We start from the raw sequence: 17,986 nt of genomic DNA, 5'->3' as shown, positions 1-17,986 counted from the left end.
GTCTATCGTATCGACTGCGCGACGACTAAGCCCTTGAGGCCGGTATCCGCTACGGTGGAGAGCGTGCATGACCCTTTCGCTGGACTCCCTCCGGATCCGTTCGCCGACGACCCGAACGACCCAGCGTCAGCGCTGGAATCCCTCGACCCGGGAATCCCGCTTGACGAGGCAGAACGTACCGCCGTGGAGGAGGATCTAGCAGACCTCGACGTCTACGAACGACTGCTCGCTCCGCGCGGGGTTCGCGGACTGGTGGTGATGTGCGAGGACTGTCACGAAGATCACTACCACGACTGGGACATGCTGCGATCCAACCTTCGTCAGCTGCTCGTCGACGGCTCCGTGAGCCCTCACGAGCCGGCGATCGATCCGCATCCCGACGACTACGTCACGTGGGACTACTGCCGCGGCTACGCCGACGCCTCACTGCGGTACCACGAGCGCTACTGAGGTAGCGCCAGACACCACGACAGAGGCTCCGCGATCAGACGATCGCGGAGCCTCTGTTGTTGTGCCGTGTCAGCGAACGGTGGTCGACGCCGCCGCCGACGTGGAGGTCACCGTTTCCGCCGACGAGGTGGTCGTCGTGGGGCGCGGCTTCTCGGTGGTGGTCGACGGCTTCGTCGGCACCTCGGTGGTGGAGGTGGGCGGCTTGGGTGGCGTGGTCGGCGACGTGGTCGACGAGCTCGACGGCACCTTCATGACGGTCGGATCCGGCGTCTGCGCAGGCAGCGTCGGCAGTGGCGGCAAGTTCGGCAGCGACGGCAGCTTCGGAATCAGCTGCCCCGGATTCTGCTCCTTGACCTCGTTGATCAACTCGCGAAGGTCGTCGACCTCACCCTTGTTGCGGATCGGGCCGATCTCCTTCTCCGCCTCACTGATCAGCTTGCGAGCGGTGACCGTGTCGCCGGCGGCGAGGGCACGCTTGGCGGCGGCGATGTTCTCCTCGACATTGACGCGAGCCTGGGTCTGCTCGGCCTCCTCGGAGAAGACCACCTGCTTGACGCCCCACAGCGGATCACCCGGCTGCGAGCCTTCCGACAGGACGAGCAGTCCGGCGCCGGCGATGGCGAGGATCGCTGCCGCACCGGAGACGATGCGCAGCCGCCGCGACAATCCGCCACGACGTTCACGCTCGCTGACGCGCGCGATCGCAGCCTCGACATCGGCGACGGTCGGAGTGGTCGGGATCGCTCCAGCGAGCGACTCCGATCGCCATTGTGCGATCAGTCCGGCCAACTCGTACTCGGCGCTGTCGGCGACTTCCGCGGCACGTCCGGCCGCCAAGTCGTCGATAAATGCGTCGTCGCGGCGTACCGCGCCAACGTCGATGGGATCGGTGGACGCACCGTCTTCGCTCATCGACGTTCACCTCCTGCGATCACGGTCTTCTTCAGCTTGGTCAGGGCACGGTGCTGAGCGACGCGAACTGCTCCGGGACTGCTGCCGACGATGTCGGCGGTCTCTTCCGCGGAGAGACCGACCACCAGACGCAGCACGAGGATCTCGCGCTGCTTCTCCGGCAGAGTGCCGAGCAGGTCCCGCATCTGACGCGAAGCGTCGGATGCCAAGGCGGCCTGCTCAGGCCCGTTCGCAAAGTCGAGGGAATCCGGGACCTCGTCAACGGGGTCCGACTTCACTCGAGCGGCCGAACGCATCGCGTCGGCCACCTTGTGCGAGGCGATACCATAGACGAACGCCATAAAGGGACGCCCCTGGTCTTCGTACCGGGGCAGAGCCGTCATAACCGCCATCAACACCTCCTGAGCAACGTCGTCTGCGGAGAACAGATGTCGTTCTCCAGCACCGATTCGTCCTCGGCAGTAGCGCAGGACTGGCTCCCTGACACTTTCGAGAACTGAGGTCAGCGCCGAACGGTCGCCAGCAGCAGCTGCACGGACCGCTTGGCTCAACGCCTCACCTGTAAGATTCATCGTTTCTTCAGTGCCCAAGTGTTACCGAACCGAGTTAGAACTGACCTCAACGTGTCGCACGCCTCCCTGTGATCAGCCATCGGTCAAGGGTACCGAGGCGGGTCGGACGGTCCGGCCAGGGGCGCGAACGCCATGCCCCGCGTCACAAGGACTGCCTGCAGACCGGCAGCGGGTCGCGACGCCGTCACCCCGGGTCGCAGGCCCTCCACCATGGTCTGGGCCGCCCACTCGAGAGGCAGCAGTCCCTCGCCGCGACAGGTCGCCGCAATCCGCTCGGCGGAGTCGGCAGCGACCGCACTCTCGCCGGCTGCCGCATGCGACGCGGCGGCGATCAAGTCGGTCTTGACGCGATGCCGCAGTGACGGCGCATCGGCGGCCAGCTCGACGGCTCGCGCGGCGAACTCCGCCGCCCTCGGGTCGCCCGAGTACAGAGCCAACTCGGCGCGCACCCACGCGATGCGCAGCCGCGGGCGTCCGTCGCACACCCAGCCGACTTCGCCCCAATCGACTTCACCCCCGCCGACTTCGGCCCCCGCGTCCACTGTGACGTCGCCGCCCGCACCGATCTCGACACCGGCCCGCTCGAGCAGTCGCGACGACGCGCCGAAATCACCGATTCCGAGACTGTCGGCGGCGAGCCCGACCAGTGCGTCGACGCGCGCAGCACGGGTCCAGACCGACGCTGCCTGTTCCCCGGCGAACGCGATCCGCGCCGCGCGGCCGTCGTCCGCGCGCGCGACGGCGTGCCGACCGGCCTGCCGCGTCAATGACGCCCGAGTGGCGAACGCGAGCGAGCACACCGCCGCATCGGCGCCGGGATCACCGATCACCTCGTCGAGGACCGCGCGCGCAGCGGCCGCCCGACCCCGTGCACCGAGGTCCACTGCGTGCGCCCAGGTATCAGCACCCGCGGGAAGCGACCCTGCAGGAAGCGAGATGGCCGGCGCTACCCCGAATGCGGCCTGCCATTGACGTCGCATCGTGCAACACACCTCCCGAATCCCCTGCTCTCACGGCGGAGAAACATTTCATTTCGACTAACAAACGATGAGCACAAGGGTCATTAATTGCCGCGCACGACAACTGACGTTCTCCCGAACTTAACCTTAATGCGGTCGCCATCCATGATGACACCGATGGGCGCCCATCACCCATTCGGACGAATCGCACCTCGCGCACCCACATCCGCGCTGGTCATCGCCCATCGCGAGCGTCACAGTTCGCTGCCTGCGCAGAATGAAGGTGGTCTCGATCACGAAACCCGGTGTTAACCCAATTCCTCGCGCGCACCGGAAATCGGCGGAAATGCTGGTTTGACTCTGTTTTCTGCGCCCGCCTACCGTGAGCAGCGTAGGTATAAACGCCTCTCATTCAGGAGCCAGATTGACCACCACAATCGACCGACTGCCCGGCCCGAATTCCGATTTCTGGAATTGGCAGATGGAAGGCAAGTGCCGAGGCCTCGAGTCCTCCGTATTCTTTCATCCGGAAGGCGAGCGCGGTCGGGCCCGTATGCAGCGCGAGCGTCAGGCGAAGCAGGTCTGCGCGGCGTGCCCGGTCCTCATGCAGTGCCGCTCGCACGCACTCGCGGTCGACGAGCCCTACGGCATCTGGGGCGGCCTCACCGAGTCCGAGCGAAACCTCCTGCGTCGTCGCGGCTCACGCCCCCTGGCGAGCTGACGGACCAGCGAGGCCTTCGCCAGAACCCACAGCGATCCGTAGGAACAGAAAACAGCCCCGGTTGAGTTCTCAACCGGGGCTGCTTCGCGTCTTGGGCTGTCTCAGCCGACCACTGCGAGGATGTCGCGTGCCGACAGGATCAGGTACTCCTGGCCTGCGTACTTGACCTCGGTGCCGCCGTACTTGCTGTAGATGACGACGTCGCCTTCCTTGACGTCGACCGGGATACGGTTGCCCTGGTCGGTCACGCGGCCTTCGCCGACTGCGATGACCTTGCCCTCCTGGGGCTTCTCCTTGGCAGTGTCGGGGATGACCAGGCCGGAAGCGGTGGTGGTCTCAGCCTCGACGGCCTGCACGAGGATCTTGTCCTCAAGCGGCTTGATGTTCACGCTCGCCACGATGTCAGTCCTTCTCTTCATGTAACTGATTAAAAGTTCGCGGCCCCGGTCACCTCGCCACGTCGTCGCGGGTGCCGCGGCGCTGTATTCGGAGCCAACTAGCACTCTACCCATGAGAGTGCCAGCACTCAAGGGATGGGGGTGCGAATCGGACGGTGATCGCTCAGAGCTTACTGATCTGCACACTCATTCCGGGGTCGGTCGCGACCGTGAGCGGGGACGGCGGAGCGCCGCCGTCGATGACGTGCGCCCCCAGCGCTGCGACCATCACGCCGTTGTCGGTGCACAACCGCGGCTTCGGCACCCGCAGGTCGATGCCCGCGGCCGTCGTGCGTTCCACCGCCAGCGAGCGGATCCGCGAGTTGGCGGTCGCGCCGCCGCCGAGCACCAGGGTGTCGACGTCGCGTTCCCGGCAGGCCCGCAGCGCCTTCGCCGTCAACACATCCGCGACCGCCTCCTGGAATGACGCCGCGACGTCGGGCACCGAGACACTCTGCCCGGCGCGAACCCGCTGCTCCACGTAGCGCGCCACGGCGGTCTTCAACCCGCTGAACGAGAAGTCGAACGGCGCGTCGCGGGGACCGGTCATCCCGCGCGGGAAGGGAATGGCCGCCGGGTCGCCGTCGCGTGCGGCCTCGTCGAGCGCCGGGCCGCCCGGATACCCGAGGTCCAGGAGTCGCGCCACCTTGTCGAAGGCCTCGCCCGCGGCGTCGTCGACGGTAGTTCCCATCTCGACGATCGGCCGCGAGAGATCCTGCACGCCGAGCAGATGGGTGTGTCCGCCCGACACCAGGAGCGCGACGGCGGGCGGCATCGGTCCGTGTTCGAGGGTGTCGACGGCGATGTGACCGCCGAGGTGATTCACCGCGTACAGCGGCACGTCCCAGGCCAAGGCGTAGGCCTTCGCTGCGGCGACCCCCACCAGCAGCGCGCCGGCCAGGCCCGGACCGATGGTGACGGCGATCGCGTCGGGGCGGTCGATGCCCGCGGCCTCACGGGCGCGTGCCATCGTCGGGACCATGGCCTGCAGATGCGCCCGCGACGCGACCTCCGGCACCACGCCGCCGTAGCGGGCGTGCTCGTCGACGCTCGAAGCCACTTCGTCGGCCAGCAGCGTGGCCTTCTCGCCGTCCCAGTCGACGATGCCGACGCCGGTCTCGTCGCAGGAGCTCTCGATGCCCATCACGATCATGAGTGCTCGTGCCCTTCCGGCCGGTCCGTGCGCGCGGCGCGCACCATGGTGTACGCGTCCGCTCCGGACGGTTGATAGTAGTTGCGTCGAGTTCCGGCGATCTCGAAGCCGTTGCGCTCGTACAGCGCGATGGCCGGATCGTTGTCGGTGCGCACCTCCAGGAATACCGGCGCGTCCACCGAGTCGGCAACCTCGAGCATCTTCGTCAGCAGCGCGCGACCGTATCCGCTCCCCCGGCCGGCCTTGTCGACGGCGATCGTATGGACCTCGCACTCGTGTGCACCGGCCCGGCCGAGGACGCTGATCCCCGCGTAACCGATCACCGGTCCGCCCGCGGCCTGCCGGGCCGCGAAGTAGCTGTTGTGCGGCGCCCGGATCTCGGAGACGAACGCACTCAGCGGCCACGGCGAATCGCCTGCGAACAGTTCCGCTTCGATCTCCGCGCAGCGCACCAGGTCGTCGGGCCTCAGCGCGTCGACGAACGGCAGGATCGCCCCTGCGGGGTCAGTCATTCGTCGCCGCCGGCAGCAGCGATTTGCGCTTCTGATCCTTGAGTTCCACGGCGTCGGGACGACGCAGGTACAGCGGCGCCAGGGGTTCGGTCGGCGCCGAGGAGAGGATCTCGGGCGCGGCCACCGACACCAGCGACGCCGCTGTCGGGGTCACGAGCTCGCTCCCGACGAACCCGAAACGCTCGGTGAAGCGCGTCTCGCCGACGACACCGGTCAGGTCGACGCCCGACAGCTCGGCGACGAGAGCGTCCGGCGCCGACACGTCCGGGCCCGCCGTCCGACGACCGCCGTCGTAGACCGCCCAGTACACCTCGCGGCGTCGCGCATCGGTCAGGACCAGGCGCGCGCCGGGTTCGTCCGTCGGTACCGCGGCGTCGATCGCGTCGAGCGTGCAGACCCCGTAGGCCGGGATGCCGAGGGCGTCGGCATAGGCAGATCCGGTGGCCATGCCGACCCGCAGGCCGGTGAACGGGCCGGGGCCGCAGCCAACGACGACCGCGTCCAGTTCGGTACCCGTGATGCCGGCCTCGGCCAGAGCGTCGCGCATCAGGGCGGTGAGGACCTCGGCGTGGCGTCGCTGGTCGGTGACGATGCGCTCGGCCAGGCTCGTCGTGTCTCCGCCACCGGTCAGTTCCACCACCCCGGTCACGACCGCGGAGGTCGCGGTATCGATCGCCAGGACACGCCGCGTTCGCGACGGAGTCTGTTCGCTCATCGGTTCACCCACTCCCAGGTCGCATGTCGGGTCTCGCTGTCGTCGTCACGGCGCATCCGGACCATCAGGTATCGATCGACGAGGCGCTCCACCACACCCTCTCCCCATTCCACCACTACGACGCTGTCGTCGAGATCGGTGTCGAGGTCCAGGGCGTCGAGATCGTCGAGTCCGCCGAGGCGGTAGGCGTCCACGTGCACCAGGCCGGGGCCGCCGTCGGGTCCGGGCGCGTGCTGCCGCGCAATGATGAAGGTGGGCGACGACACGCGCCCCGTGACGCCGAGTCCGGCCGCGATGCCGCGGGTCATCGCGGTCTTGCCCGCACCGAGCGGGCCGTCGAGGATCACCAGATCGCCGGGCCCGAGTTCGGCAGCCAGTTCGGTGCCGAGGGCTTCGGTGTCGGCGACCTCGGGGAGCTCACGCGAACCGGAGCCGCCTCGCCCGGGGGATGCCTCAGCCATGGGATTCCTCCACCACACCGGTGCCGTCGTCGACACCGTGGACCGCCTTGCGCGCCTTCCCGCCGCTGCGACGACCGCGCCAGGGCATCTTGGGGCGCCCCAGAGCGAGGCGCGAACGCGAGACGAGATCGTCCACCGCGTCGTTGACCGCGTCCGGGTCCTCCATCGGCAGCATGTGGCCGCAGCCCTCGGCGATCACCAATCGCGAGTCGTCGCCCAGCTGGGCGTACATGTTCAGCGAGTTGTGCAGCGGGGTGAGTCGATCCTCGTCGCCGCACAGCACCACGGTCGGCACCTGGGCGATCACCGGCAGCGCGGTGGCCTCGTCGTGGCTCGACAGCACCCGCAGAAAGTTCACCATGGTGGCGATCGGGGTGTTCTGAATCATTTTCTCGACGGCCCGACCCGCCGCCGGGCTGTAGTAGTCCTTGCCGAAGCTGGCGGCCACGAGCACCGGCTCCACGGCGCGTCTGGTGATGCCTCGCCCTGCCTGAACCGCCTTCGGGATGTACTTCACCGAGATCTGCAGCGCGTCGACGATCGGGTTGTTGAGCCCCTCGCCGAGACCAGCCTCGGTGATGCCGCGCGCGGCGGTCGACACCAGCGCGACGCCCGCGATGCGACCACTGTGCGAGAACAGCTTCGCGTGTCGGCGCGCGAGCGACATGACCGACATCCCGCCCATCGAATGCCCGACCAGGACCACCGGGCCGGTGGGCGCCATGGTGCGAATCACCGCCGCGAGATCGTCGCCGAGCTGCGCCATGGTGCAGCTCTCGTCGGGTGCGGCGTCGCTGGCCCCGTGGCCGCGCTGATCGTAGAAGACCATCTTGATGTTCCGGTCGGCCCAGCGCTTGGCGAGCTCGAACCGCTGAAAGTGCCACGACGCCATCCGCAAGGTGAATCCGTGCACGAAGATCACGGTGAGCTCGGGCGTCGCCGTCCGACCCCACTGGGTGGTGCTCGACGCCGGTTCGCCGGTGACGACCGTGCGGACGGCGAGCGAGATGCCGTCGTCAGCGGTGACCGTCGCGACCTCGTCGCGGTAGATCGCGGTGAAGTCGGCGCCCGAGTTGGGGTCGGCGCGCTTGCGTGACTTGCGCTGCTTGCGCCGACCCGCGGTGACCGCTCCCAGCGATCCGACCTGACCGAGGCCGGAACGCCACGCGGGCACGCGCTTACCGTTCGCCGCTTGCTGCCGGTCCGATCGCCGACCGTTCTGTTTCGCCATCTTCACTCCCCCGCTGGATCATTGACGTACCGGCGGACCGCGCGCGATCCCACCCGCGAGATGATCTCGTAGTCGATGGTGCCGACCCCGTCCGCCCAGTCCTTCGCCGTCGGCACCGGAACGCCCGCAGCCGCCGACTGCGGACCGAACAGGATCGCCCGGTCGCCCTCGGCGACCCCACCGCCGTCCGGTCCGAGGTCGATCACCAACTGGTCCATGCAGATTCGACCGACGTTCGGAAACAGGCGACCGTTCACGTGCACGCCGAGCCTGCCGGACAGCGCACGCGGCACGCCGTCGGCGTAACCTGCGGGCACCACCCCGAGGTACGTGTCCTCGGCGGCGGCCCAGGTGTGGTTGTACGAGACGCCCTGGCCGGCCGGGATCCGCTTGATCAGGGAGATGCGACTCTCGAGGGTCATCGCCGGGATCAGGCCGAAGTCGCCGAGGTCGGGCACCGGCGAGTATCCGTACACCGACAGCCCGGGCCGAACCGCGTCGCGCGCCAAGTCGGGACGCGTCAGTGCCGCGGGCGAGTTCGCGATGTGCACCAGGTCGGGGGCCATGCCGCTGCGCTTGAGATCGGCGACGGCGTCGTCGAGCCGCTGCGCCTGCAAGCTGTTGAGCGGGTGGTCGGGCACGTCACCGAAGGCCAGGTGGCACATGGCGCCCGACAGCCGGACGGCCCCCTCGGAGGAGGCGGCGGCGAGATCGTCGACGCATTGTGCCCACTCGTCGGCGCTGATGCCGCTGCGTGCCAGACCGGTGTCGACCTTCACCGAGACCGTCGCCGTGCGGCCGACACTCCGCGCGGCGGCGACCACCGCCGCCAGCTGCCGCGGCGAGGAGACGGCGATGTCGATGTCGTCGGTCACCGCGCCCGCGAAGTCGGCCTGGTCGGTGTGCAGCCAGGCGATGAGGTGCCCGTCGATGCCCGACGCGCGCAGTTCCCTTGCTTCGCGGATCTGGGCGAGGCCGAGCGCGATCGCTCCCGCGGCGAGCGTTGCGCGAGCGACCGGTGCCGCGCCGTGCGCGTATCCGTCGGCTTTGACCACCGCGATCACATCGGCTCCGGAGCGGTCGCGCAAGACGCCGACGTTGTGGGCAATGGCCCCGAGATCGACTGTGGCGTAAAGGTTGGCGTGCGAATCCATCGCTTCTATTCTCGCAAATCCAAAAGTTCGCGCAGCGCGGGAGCGACGGCATCGCGCAGAACCGACGCTCCGATCGGTGCTCCACCGCTCGCCAGCCGCGCCGCGCGAGCGTGGACGCGGGCGGCGCTGACGCCTGCGAGGCGAGCGGGCAGGCCCGCTGCGAGGAGTGCTCCCGCGATGCCGGTGAGGATGTCGCCGGCTCCGGCGGTCGCGGCCCACGAGGACGCCGCATCGGTGCCGCTGACCTGTCCGTCCGGGTCGGCGACCAGGGTGATTCGCCCCTTGAGCAGGACCGTTACGTCCAGACGAGCTGCGAGCTCGCGCACGGCGCTCAGGCGGTCGGGATCCGGGGCCTGCCCGGCGAGTCGTGCGAACTCCCCGGCGTGCGGGGTCAGCAGGGTCGGTGCGGTACGACCGGCGAGCAGTTCGGGATGCTGAGCCAGCACGGTGATGCCGTCGGCGTCGATGAGGGTCGGCAGGTTGGCGGCCAGCACATCGGCCAGGATCGCGTGGGCCTGCTCACCCGTCCCGAATCCGGGGCCCACCGCCCATGCCTGGACGCGTCCGGCGGTACCGATCGTCGGCGCGGCGACCACCTCGGGACACACCGCGAGCACCTGGTCCGTCGCCGGTCCCACATAGCGGGTCATCCCCGACGTCGCGGCGACCGCCGCCGACGTCGCGAGCACCGCCGCACCGGGATAGTGCGCGGAGCCGGCGACGATGCCGACCACGCCCTGCGTGTACTTGTCGTCGTGCGGTCCGGGGATCGGCCAGGCTCGCGCCACCTCGGCGTCGGTCGGGCAGGTCAGCGCGGCAGGCGGCAGATCGAGTCCGATGTCGGCCACCACCACGTCACCGCAGGCCGGTGCCGCCACCAGGTGCGCGATGCGCGGGGCGCCGAAAGTGACGCTGACATCGGCGCGGACCGACGGGTGGTGCACCGTTCCGGTGTCCGGATCGACGCCCGACGGCAGGTCGACGGCAATCACCGTCGTTCCACGGTCGGCGAGGTCGGCGAAGACCTGCGCGGCCACCGGACGCAGCGGTCCTCTGCCACCCAGGCCGACCACGGCGTCGACTGCGACGTCGACGCGCTCGGGCACACGGTCCGTGACCCGACCGCCGGCCTGTCGCAAGGCGCGCAGGCCCTCGATGTGCGCCCGGTCGGGATCCAGCAGGATCGCGTGCACGCGGACGCCGCGCTTGGCGAGAATCGCACCGGCGTAGAGGGCGTCGCCGCCGTTGTTCCCCGCTCCGACCACCAGCAGCACCGTGCGACCGTAGACGCCTCCGGTCCGGCGACGAACAGCCGTCAGGACAGTGCCCGCGACGGCGGTCGCCGCCCGCGCCATGAGCAAACCGCCCGTCAGCAGTTCTCCGGTCGCCTCCTCGGCGGCGCGGATCTGTGCGGCGGTGTAGTAACCGATCATGGTTCGGCCCTCTTCTTCGCCGCTATTCGACGGTGACGGACTTGGCGAGGTTGCGAGGCTTGTCGACGTCGTAGCCGCGCGACTGCGCGACGGTGGCGGCGAACACCTGCAGCGGCACCGTCGAGACCAGGGGCTGCAGCAGCGTCGGGGTGCTCGGGATCGGGATCAGGTGATCGGCCACCGCAGCCGCGGCGGCGTCGTCGGCCTCCGCCAAGACGATCGTCGTGGCCCCGCGGGCCTGGATCTCGCGGATGTTGCTGACCATCTTGGAGTGCAGCAGCGCCCGACCGGTCGGCGACGGCATCACGATGATCACCGGCAGACCGTCTTCGATGAGGGCGATCGGACCGTGCTTGAGCTCACCGGCGGCAAACCCCTCGGCATGGATGTACGCGAGTTCCTTGAGCTTCAGGGCGCCCTCCAGCGCCACCGGGTAGCCGACGTGGCGGCCCAGGAACAGCACGGTGTCCGACGACGCGTAGCTGCGCGCCAGCTCACGCACCGGTTCCATCTGCTCGAGCACCTTCTCCACGGCCTGCGGGATCCGCTCGAGCTCTTCGAACTCGCGGATCACCTCGTCCTGGTACTTGGTGCCCATCGCCTGCGCGAGCGCGAGGCCCACCATGTAGGCGGCGGCGATCTGTGCCAGGAAGCACTTGGTGGACGCGACGCCGATCTCCGGGCCGGCGTGCGTGTAGAGCACTGCGTCGGATTCGCGCGGAATCTGCGCTCCGTTGGTGTTGCAGATCGCGAGGACGCGCGCCTTCTGGTCCTTGGCGTGGCGCACCGCCTCCAGGGTGTCTGCGGTCTCGCCGGACTGGCTGATGGCCACCACCAGCGTCGACCGGTCGAGCACCGGGTCGCGGTAGCGGAACTCACTGGCCAGCTCCACCTCGACGGGCAGTCGGGTCCAGTGCTCGATCGCGTACTTGGCGATCATGCCCGCGTGGTACGCGGTGCCGCAGGCCACTACGAAGACCTTGTCGACGTCACGCAGATCCTGGTCGGAGAGGCGCTGCTCGTCGAGCACGATGCGCCCGTCCTGCAGGTGCCCGAGGAGGGTGTCCGACAGCGCGGCGGGCTGCTCGGCGATCTCCTTGAGCATGAAGTAGTCGTAACCGCCCTTCTCGGCGGCGGCGAGATCCCAGTCGATGTGGAACGGCTTGCCGCCGGTCGCGTTGCCGTCGAAGTCGGTGACCGTGTAGCTGTCGGCGGTGATGACCACGACCTCGTCCTGGCCCAGTTCCACGGCGTCGCGGGTGTGCTCGATGAAGGCCGTGACGTCGGACGCGACGAACATCTCACCGTCACCGACGCCGACCACCAGCGGGGTCGACCGGCGTGCGGCGACGATCGTGTCGGGGTGGTCGGCGTGCGTGAAGACCAGGGTGAACGCGCCTTCCAGTCGCCGCAGGGTGGCGTAGGCCGAGGCCACGAAGTCGCCAGCGTGCCGGCCGGAGGCGTACTCGTGCTCCATCAGGTGCACGGCGGTCTCGGTGTCGGTGTCCGACGAGAACTCGATGCCGGAGCTCTCCAGGCCGGCACGGAGCGGCGCGTAGTTCTCGATGATGCCGTTGTGCACCACCGCGATCTTGCGGTCGGAGCTGACGTGCGGGTGCGCGTTGCGGTCGGTGGGCTGCCCGTGGGTGGCCCAGCGGGTGTGGCCCATTCCGGTGCTGCCCAGCAGGCTGTCGCGGCCCACTTCGGCGATCTGCTTGTCGAGGTTCTCGAGCCTGCCGGCCTTCTTCTCCACGGCCAGCGTCCCCTTGCCGTCGAGGATCGCCACGCCCGCGGAGTCGTAGCCGCGGTATTCCATCCGGCGCAGGGCGTCGACGACGATGTCGAGCGCGTCGCGCTTGCCCACATATCCCACGATTCCACACATGGGACCAAGAATAGCGTCAGGCGGAGCGTGCCTTGGAGCCGAGCAACTGCGAGACGTTGTCGAGCTCGGGACGCTCGGCGTTCGGCACGTCGACGGCCAGGACCTCGCCCATCGTCTGGTCCGGATCCGAGAAAGCCGCGTACTTCTCGTCGCCGGTCAATCGGTGCAGGAAGAAGCCCGTCAGCTGGGCGCGAACCGCAGCGTGGACCGACTTGTCGGCACCGTTGACGCCGATCAGCGACCGCACGGACGGAGTCTCGATCAGGTCCCGATCCGAGGCTCCCGCCAGTGTGCGCAACGCCACATCGCCGCCGAGGTTCTCGGCGAGGTCGAGCGCATTGCCCGTCATCGACGACAGGTGCGCGGCACCGGCGACCACCAGCGCCGGCGCGGTGACACTCGACGCCGCGAGCGACAGGTCGGCGGTGGTCGGAGCGGGGAACACGGCCGCGAGGGCCTTCACGTCCACGGGCGGTCGCCCCAGGAGGATCGCGTCCGACGCCGCCCGGACCGCTGCCGCGGCACCGAAACCGTGGCCCGCCACACCGATTCGCGTCGGATCAACCGAGATGGCTCCGGTACCGAGGCGCACGCTGCTGACGACCGTCGCGGCCGCCCGCAGATCAGTGCCGAACTCGATGTCCGACGGGAACGGCCCCCGGCTGCCGTCGGGCGCCGCGACGACGATGCCCCACGACGCGAGGTGGAACAGCAGGTCGCGGTAGCGCGCACTGCCGACCAGCCAGCCGTGACCGAAGACGACGGCGGGCAGACCGCGGCCCGTCCGCGGCGCGAAGACCTGACCGGACATGCCGACGATCCCGAGATCGCCGCGGTCGACCTTCTCCGGTCCGCGGCGGGCGAGCTCTTTCATCAGCTTGTCGGGCGGCGGCGCCACGACCTTCTTGTTCCCGAACACGAGTCCACCCTATGACATGCGTCGTCACCGCCGGCGTACTCCCGGCCGCGCCGCGTCGAGCCCGGCGGGCAGGAGCAACTGCGGCACCACGCCGTCGGCCGCGTCGGCGTCGGCGATCAGCCGGGCCCGGAGCCTCCGTACCGCGGGCGGCTCTCGGCGCGCGGTACGGACCGCGGCGGTGCGGTCGCGGTAACGCCGATCAGCGGCATCGAATCCGGCCGCGGTGTGGGCGGCGATCGCGTCCAGCCGGATCACGGCGGCCGTCATTGCAGGTCCGCCAGGATCAGTTCGCCCGCCGAGCCCGCGTCGGCGGAACCGGCGCCGACCGACCATGCCGTCGCCACCTCGGCGGCGACGCCTGCGATCGCATCGCCCGCCAGGACGCCCGCGGACTCGGCGTAGTCGAGCCGCGCCTGGACCTCGCCCCGCAACGAATGCGGACTCAGCGCACCGGAGTTCAGCGCGGCAGGCAGGGCCTCGAGGTCGTAGCCCGCCAATCGCGGCCTGCTCACCGTCGCGAGGACACCCCGGTGTCTACCGAGGACCTCCCGGAGGATCGCGTCGGCCTGCGCCGTCGCCTCCGCGCCCGCATCGAGGCGCGCGCGCAGCCCGGCCAACTCGTCTCCGACCACCCGCAGGGCCCCGCCCGCGGCACGACCGGCCCGGCCCGACCACTCCGCGACGGACGTCTCCCCCACCCCATCGACGTCTGCGGCCTGCGCCAACGACTCCGCGAGCCGAGTGAGCCGCAGGGCGTCGCTCGAGAAGTGCGCGTGCCGGAACTCGTCGACGCGGCGATGCGGCCGTCGGACCGTTTCGTCGTCGATGCTCGTGAGTCCGAGTTCCCGGCAGACCGCGATGAGCGCGACGAACCCCTCCGCGGACGACGGTCCCCGCGGGGACTGGTTCTCCGGCGGACGCACCTCGGCTGTCTCGGCCGCGGGCAGCAGAGTCATCGGTCCGCCCCGGCGATGGAGTGCACCGCGACACCCTCCGACTCGGCGAACGCGCGATTCGCGCGGCCCAGGTCGGCGGCGACGGCGTCCACGGCGATGCCACAACTGCGGAAACGAGCGGCGAGCTCACGCAACTGCTCCGCGGTCGCTACGGCCGAGCGGTGGACCGGACCGTCGTCGGCCCACCGACACAGATCGTCGCTCGCCAACTGCACCGCGCACGCGTCGACCGCCCGCACGATGCCCTCCTGCATCCGAGTCAGCTGCGCCAACCCGCCGAGGTCGACGCTGAGCCCGTGTTCGCCACCGATGTCCATATCTGTTGGACGCAGCGATCGCGCGTTCGGTTCCACGACACGCCGACCGCAAGGCCCGGATGCCAAGAAAGTCCCCGTCGGAGGGATCCGACGGGGACTTTGTCTGGTGAAACGAAAGCGAATGCGGGAGCGTCAGACGCCCGCGACCACCGCCGCCACGCGCTCGGCGATACCGCGCGCGGATTCGGGAGTCTGTGCTTCGACCATCACGCGGACCAACTGCTCGGTCCCGGACGGGCGCAGCAGGATCCGGCCCTGACCGTCTAGCTCGGCCTCCGCCTCGGCGACGGCGACAAGGACGGCCTCGGCCGTCGCCACCGCGTGCTTGTCGGAGACCGGAACGTTGATGAGCTCCTGCGGGAGCACCGTCATGACACTCGTGAGATCAGCCAGCCGCTGACCGGTCTTCGCCACCCGTGCGGCCAGCAGCAGGCCGGTGAGGACGCCGTCGCCGGTGGTGCCGACCGACGGGACCACGATGTGACCCGACTGCTCACCGCCCAGCGCGTAACCGCCCGCCCGCAGCTCTTCAAGCACGTAGCGGTCGCCCACCCCGGTCACCTTGAGTTCGATGCCCGCGGCCTTCATCGCCAGGTGCAGACCCAGGTTGCTCATGACGGTCGCGACCAGCACCGAGTCCACCAGATCGCCGGCCTCGTGCATAGCCAGGGCGAGCACGGCCATGATCATGTCGCCGTCGACGACGGCTCCGGTGGAGTCGACGGCCAGGCAGCGATCGGCGTCGCCGTCGTGGGCCAGGCCCAGGTCGGCGCCGTGCTCGAGGACGGCCGCCTGCAGCTTGTCCATGTGGGTGGACCCGCAGTCGTCGTTGATGTTCAGCCCGTCGGGCTCGGAGTGGATCGCGATGACCTTGGCGCCCGCGGCCTCATAGGCGCGCGGCCCGACGTGCGACGCCGCTCCGTGCGCGCAGTCGACCACCAGGGTCAAGCCGTCGAGCGGCTGCGGCACCGCCTGAGCAAGATGCGCCAGGTAGCGATCGGCGGCATCGGTGGCGTCGACGATCCGGCCGACGGCTGCACCGATCGGCCGCACCTGGTCGTCCTCCATCGCCGCTTCGATCGCGTCTTCCACGCTGTCGGGCAGCTTGTGGCCCCCGGCGGCGAAGAACTTGATGCCGTTGTCGGGCATCGGGTTGTGCGACGCGGAGATCATCACGCCGAAGTCGGCGCGATAGTCGGCGGTCAGGAACGCCACGGCCGGCGTGGGCACCACGCCGACGCGGATGGCGTCAGCACCCGCTGCGGCCAGTCCCGCGCAGAGCGCGGCTTCGAGGAACTCTCCGGACGCACGCGGATCGCGTCCGACCACCACCCGGGGGCGGTTGGTTTCTGCATTTGCACCGAGAACGCAAACGGCGGCCGAGGCCAGGCCCAACGCCAACTCGGGAGTGAGCTGATCGTTGGCCCGGCCGCGGACGCCGTCGGTGCCGAAAAGGCGAGCCACTTAGCGCTTGCTGTACTGCGAAGCCTTGCGGGCCTTCTTCAGGCCGTACTTCTTACGCTCGACAGCACGCGCATCGCGGGTGAGGAAGCCGGCCTTCTTGAGAGCCGGACGATCCTCGGGGCTGACCTCGATGAGGCCGCGAGCGATGGCCAGACGCAGCGCGCCTGCCTGGCCCGAGGGGCCGCCACCGACGAGGCGAGCGTGGATGTCGAAGGCGTCGGTGCGCTCGACGGTCACCAGCGGAGCCTTGATCAGCTGCTGGTGCACCTTGTTCGGGAAGTAGTCCTCGAGAGTGCGGCCGTTGAGGGTGAACTCACCGGTGCCGGGGACGAGGCGCACGCGGACGACGGCCTCCTTGCGGCGGCCGATGGCGTTGACCGGTGCGTCGAGGACGACGGGACCGCGGGTCACGACGTCGGCTTCGACGACCTCGACCGACTCGGTGGTGTAGCTGCCGTCTTCGCTCAGCGACTCTTCTTCGATGATCTCGACATCAACGTCGACGTCGTTCACGTTGTTCTCGGTCACTGGGCCACCTGCTTGATCTCGTAGTTGACCGGCTTCTGCGCGGCGTGCGGATGGTCGGAGCCCGCGTAGACCTTGAGCTTGCCACCGATGGCATCGCCCAGCTTGTTCTTGGGGAGCATGCCCTTGACGGCGCTCTCGATGACCCGCTCGGGCTTGGTGGCCAGGAGCTCACCGATCGACTGGGACTTCAGGCCGCCCGGGTGGCCGGAGTGGCGGTACAGACGCTTGTCGGTCAGCTTGTTGCCGCTGACGGCGACCTTCTCCGCATTGATGATGATGACGTAGTCGCCGCCGTCGATGTGCGGGGCGAAGGTCGGCTTGCCCTTGCCGCGGAGCAGGTTCGCGCTCGCAACGGCGAGGCGGCCGAGCACCACGTCGGTGGCGTCGATGATGTACCACTCGCGGGTAACGTCACCGGCCTTCGGGGTGTAGGTAGGCACAGTAGTCCTCACTAGTTCGTGTGTTGCTGGTCAAAAGCGCACCCGCGGAGTGCTCTCCCGGCGACCAGTGGGGACCCGGGAGCTCCGTTGTTGCAGGGCACCGGCGATCCAGACTACGCGGGCAGGGATCGCCAGGTCAAAACGAGCCTGGGCGACACCGGGGTCCGGTGGTCGTAGGGTGAGCGGCATGACTCGACAGGTAGAGCTCGGCCCGGACACGGGCGCCCTCACGGTCCGGACCGACGTCACCGGCAAGGCCGCTCGCACCGGACACCGCCTCGTGCTCGGCTTCGACCGGTGGCGCGCCACCGTGTCCTTGCGCGACGAGGCGCCCGTCGCCGTCGACCTGAACGTCGAGGTCGACTCGCTCCAGGTGCGTTCCGGCGAAGGCGGGCTGACCCCGATGACCGCTCCGGAACGCGGCGTCGCCCGCCTCAACGCGCTGAAGTCGTTGAAGGCCGCGAAGTTCGGACAGGTCACTTTCGTCGCCGACGCGGTGACTCCGACCGACGCGGGATACCGGCTGAGCGGGCAGCTGACGATCTGCGGCACCACCAAGCCGCACACCGTCGAGGTGACCTCCGACGGCGCGTCCGTGCAGGGCGAGTCGGTCGTCACCCAGACCGACTTCGGGGTGAAACCGTACTCGTTGATGATGGGCGCGTTGAAGGTGGCCGACGACGTGATCGTGGCGCTGGAGACCCGAGTTCCCGACGCCTCCGGCGGGTCCGAGTAACGTCGCATTCGGGAGTTTCCGGCGCTGCACT

At 69.3% G+C, this 17,986-nt stretch carries 22 protein-coding genes; 3 read left to right on the top strand and 19 right to left on the bottom strand.

Features of this window, described 5'->3' with window-relative positions:
* Positions 1–63: 63 nt before the first annotated feature.
* Positions 64–450: a DUF5319 domain-containing protein gene (locus GX543_RS05750; protein ID WP_290850466.1), complete on the top strand. Its 387-nt coding sequence runs from the start codon at positions 64–66 to the stop codon at positions 448–450.
* Between the two features lie 69 nt (positions 451–519).
* Here GX543_RS05750 and GX543_RS05745 read toward each other — a convergent pair whose 3' ends face one another.
* The 3 genes from GX543_RS05745 to GX543_RS05735 all read right to left on the bottom strand — a co-directional run bounded on the left by GX543_RS05745 (position 520) and on the right by GX543_RS05735 (position 2,818).
* Complete coding sequence (locus tag GX543_RS05745; RefSeq protein WP_290850465.1) at positions 520–1,362, bottom strand: anti-sigma-D factor RsdA; 843 nt, start codon at positions 1,360–1,362, stop codon at positions 520–522.
* Entirely contained in the window at positions 1,359–1,934 is a 576-nt protein-coding gene (locus GX543_RS05740; protein ID WP_290850513.1) for a sigma-70 family RNA polymerase sigma factor, read from the bottom strand. The genes GX543_RS05745 and GX543_RS05740 overlap by 4 nt, the downstream gene beginning before the upstream one ends.
* An 83-nt stretch (positions 1,935–2,017) precedes the next feature.
* Positions 2,018–2,818, bottom strand: coding sequence for a hypothetical protein (locus tag GX543_RS05735; protein ID WP_290850464.1), 801 nt, complete (start codon positions 2,816–2,818; stop codon positions 2,018–2,020).
* Positions 2,819–3,374: 556 nt separating this feature from the next.
* Here GX543_RS05735 and GX543_RS05730 point away from each other — a divergent pair.
* On the top strand, positions 3,375–3,614 hold the full coding sequence (locus tag GX543_RS05730) for a WhiB family transcriptional regulator (protein ID WP_290850512.1): 240 nt from the start codon (positions 3,375–3,377) through the stop codon (positions 3,612–3,614).
* 101 nt (positions 3,615–3,715) lie between these two features.
* Here the strand turns inward: GX543_RS05730 and groES are convergent, their stop codons facing one another.
* From groES to rplM, 16 genes are all read right to left on the bottom strand, one after another.
* Positions 3,716–4,012, bottom strand: coding sequence for a co-chaperone GroES (groES, locus tag GX543_RS05725; protein ID WP_290850511.1), 297 nt, complete (start codon positions 4,010–4,012; stop codon positions 3,716–3,718).
* Positions 4,013–4,175: 163 nt separating this feature from the next.
* Complete coding sequence (gene tsaD, locus GX543_RS05720; protein WP_290850462.1) at positions 4,176–5,204, bottom strand: tRNA (adenosine(37)-N6)-threonylcarbamoyltransferase complex transferase subunit TsaD; 1,029 nt, start codon at positions 5,202–5,204, stop codon at positions 4,176–4,178.
* The gene (rimI, locus tag GX543_RS05715; RefSeq protein ID WP_290850460.1) at positions 5,201–5,716 is read right to left on the bottom strand and encodes a ribosomal protein S18-alanine N-acetyltransferase; all 516 of its coding nucleotides are present in this window, start codon (positions 5,714–5,716) and stop codon (positions 5,201–5,203) included. Before rimI ends, tsaD begins: the two co-directional genes overlap by 4 nt.
* Complete coding sequence (gene tsaB, locus GX543_RS05710; RefSeq protein WP_290850459.1) at positions 5,709–6,431, bottom strand: tRNA (adenosine(37)-N6)-threonylcarbamoyltransferase complex dimerization subunit type 1 TsaB; 723 nt, start codon at positions 6,429–6,431, stop codon at positions 5,709–5,711. The genes rimI and tsaB overlap by 8 nt, the downstream gene beginning before the upstream one ends.
* On the bottom strand, positions 6,428–6,892 hold the full coding sequence (gene tsaE / locus GX543_RS05705; protein WP_290850458.1) for a tRNA (adenosine(37)-N6)-threonylcarbamoyltransferase complex ATPase subunit type 1 TsaE: 465 nt from the start codon (positions 6,890–6,892) through the stop codon (positions 6,428–6,430). The genes tsaB and tsaE overlap by 4 nt, the downstream gene beginning before the upstream one ends.
* Entirely contained in the window at positions 6,885–8,123 is a 1,239-nt protein-coding gene (locus tag GX543_RS05700) for an alpha/beta hydrolase (RefSeq protein WP_290850456.1), read from the bottom strand. Before GX543_RS05700 ends, tsaE begins: the two co-directional genes overlap by 8 nt.
* Before the next feature lie 2 nt (positions 8,124–8,125).
* On the bottom strand, positions 8,126–9,277 hold the full coding sequence (gene alr, locus GX543_RS05695) for an alanine racemase (protein WP_290850454.1): 1,152 nt from the start codon (positions 9,275–9,277) through the stop codon (positions 8,126–8,128).
* Between the two features lie 5 nt (positions 9,278–9,282).
* The gene (locus tag GX543_RS05690; RefSeq protein ID WP_290850452.1) at positions 9,283–10,710 is read right to left on the bottom strand and encodes an NAD(P)H-hydrate dehydratase; all 1,428 of its coding nucleotides are present in this window, start codon (positions 10,708–10,710) and stop codon (positions 9,283–9,285) included.
* A gap of 22 nt (positions 10,711–10,732) precedes the next feature.
* The gene (gene glmS, locus GX543_RS05685) at positions 10,733–12,595 is read right to left on the bottom strand and encodes a glutamine--fructose-6-phosphate transaminase (isomerizing) (RefSeq protein ID WP_290850450.1); all 1,863 of its coding nucleotides are present in this window, start codon (positions 12,593–12,595) and stop codon (positions 10,733–10,735) included.
* A 16-nt stretch (positions 12,596–12,611) separates the two neighbouring features.
* Positions 12,612–13,514, bottom strand: a complete 903-nt coding sequence (locus tag GX543_RS05680; protein ID WP_290850449.1) for an alpha/beta hydrolase — start codon at positions 13,512–13,514, stop codon at positions 12,612–12,614.
* Between the two features lie 24 nt (positions 13,515–13,538).
* Positions 13,539–13,781, bottom strand: coding sequence for a hypothetical protein (locus GX543_RS05675; protein WP_290850447.1), 243 nt, complete (start codon positions 13,779–13,781; stop codon positions 13,539–13,541).
* Complete coding sequence (locus tag GX543_RS05670) at positions 13,778–14,470, bottom strand: hypothetical protein (protein WP_290850445.1); 693 nt, start codon at positions 14,468–14,470, stop codon at positions 13,778–13,780. Before GX543_RS05670 ends, GX543_RS05675 begins: the two co-directional genes overlap by 4 nt.
* Positions 14,467–14,823 (bottom strand): hypothetical protein, encoded by a 357-nt coding sequence (locus tag GX543_RS05665; RefSeq protein WP_290850444.1) that lies wholly within the window; start codon positions 14,821–14,823, stop codon positions 14,467–14,469. The genes GX543_RS05670 and GX543_RS05665 overlap by 4 nt, the downstream gene beginning before the upstream one ends.
* Positions 14,824–14,919: 96 nt before the next feature.
* Complete coding sequence (gene glmM / locus GX543_RS05660; protein ID WP_290850443.1) at positions 14,920–16,251, bottom strand: phosphoglucosamine mutase; 1,332 nt, start codon at positions 16,249–16,251, stop codon at positions 14,920–14,922.
* Complete coding sequence (gene rpsI / locus GX543_RS05655) at positions 16,252–16,779, bottom strand: 30S ribosomal protein S9 (protein WP_290850441.1); 528 nt, start codon at positions 16,777–16,779, stop codon at positions 16,252–16,254.
* A complete protein-coding gene (gene rplM, locus GX543_RS05650; RefSeq protein WP_290850439.1) occupies positions 16,776–17,219 on the bottom strand; it encodes a 50S ribosomal protein L13 in 444 nt (147 codons plus the stop codon). The genes rpsI and rplM overlap by 4 nt, the downstream gene beginning before the upstream one ends.
* Positions 17,220–17,406: 187 nt before the next feature.
* Here rplM and GX543_RS05645 point away from each other — a divergent pair, with 187 nt between their 5' ends.
* A complete protein-coding gene (locus tag GX543_RS05645; protein WP_290850437.1) occupies positions 17,407–17,955 on the top strand; it encodes a YceI family protein in 549 nt (182 codons plus the stop codon).
* Positions 17,956–17,986: the final 31 nt, after the last annotated feature.

Source organism: Gordonia sp. (in: high G+C Gram-positive bacteria) (assembly GCF_012515855.1).
Lineage (GTDB): Bacteria > Actinomycetota > Actinomycetes > Mycobacteriales > Mycobacteriaceae > Gordonia.
The sequence above is the reverse complement of the archived record's forward strand: the minus strand, read 5'-3'. Positions and strand labels throughout refer to the sequence as shown.

Excerpts from the sequence above, each read along its gene's own strand:
- GX543_RS05745 (WP_290850465.1), bottom strand. The coding sequence starts at position 1,362 with ATGAGCGAAGACGGTGCGTCCACCGATCCCATCGACGTTGGCGCGGTA.
- GX543_RS05740 (WP_290850513.1), bottom strand. The coding sequence starts at position 1,934 with ATGAATCTTACAGGTGAGGCGTTGAGCCAAGCGGTCCGTGCAGCTGCT.
- GX543_RS05730 (WP_290850512.1), top strand. The coding sequence starts at position 3,375 with ATGGAAGGCAAGTGCCGAGGCCTCGAGTCCTCCGTATTCTTTCATCCG.
- tsaD (WP_290850462.1), bottom strand. The coding sequence starts at position 5,204 with ATGATCGTGATGGGCATCGAGAGCTCCTGCGACGAGACCGGCGTCGGC.
- rimI (WP_290850460.1), bottom strand. The coding sequence starts at position 5,716 with ATGACTGACCCCGCAGGGGCGATCCTGCCGTTCGTCGACGCGCTGAGG.
- tsaB (WP_290850459.1), bottom strand. The coding sequence starts at position 6,431 with ATGAGCGAACAGACTCCGTCGCGAACGCGGCGTGTCCTGGCGATCGAT.
- tsaE (WP_290850458.1), bottom strand. The coding sequence starts at position 6,892 with ATGGCTGAGGCATCCCCCGGGCGAGGCGGCTCCGGTTCGCGTGAGCTC.
- GX543_RS05700 (WP_290850456.1), bottom strand. The coding sequence starts at position 8,123 with ATGGCGAAACAGAACGGTCGGCGATCGGACCGGCAGCAAGCGGCGAAC.
- alr (WP_290850454.1), bottom strand. The coding sequence starts at position 9,277 with ATGGATTCGCACGCCAACCTTTACGCCACAGTCGATCTCGGGGCCATT.
- GX543_RS05690 (WP_290850452.1), bottom strand. The coding sequence starts at position 10,710 with ATGATCGGTTACTACACCGCCGCACAGATCCGCGCCGCCGAGGAGGCG.
- glmS (WP_290850450.1), bottom strand. The coding sequence starts at position 12,595 with ATGTGTGGAATCGTGGGATATGTGGGCAAGCGCGACGCGCTCGACATC.
- GX543_RS05675 (WP_290850447.1), bottom strand. The coding sequence starts at position 13,781 with ATGACGGCCGCCGTGATCCGGCTGGACGCGATCGCCGCCCACACCGCG.
- GX543_RS05670 (WP_290850445.1), bottom strand. The coding sequence starts at position 14,470 with ATGACTCTGCTGCCCGCGGCCGAGACAGCCGAGGTGCGTCCGCCGGAG.
- GX543_RS05645 (WP_290850437.1), top strand. The coding sequence starts at position 17,407 with ATGACTCGACAGGTAGAGCTCGGCCCGGACACGGGCGCCCTCACGGTC.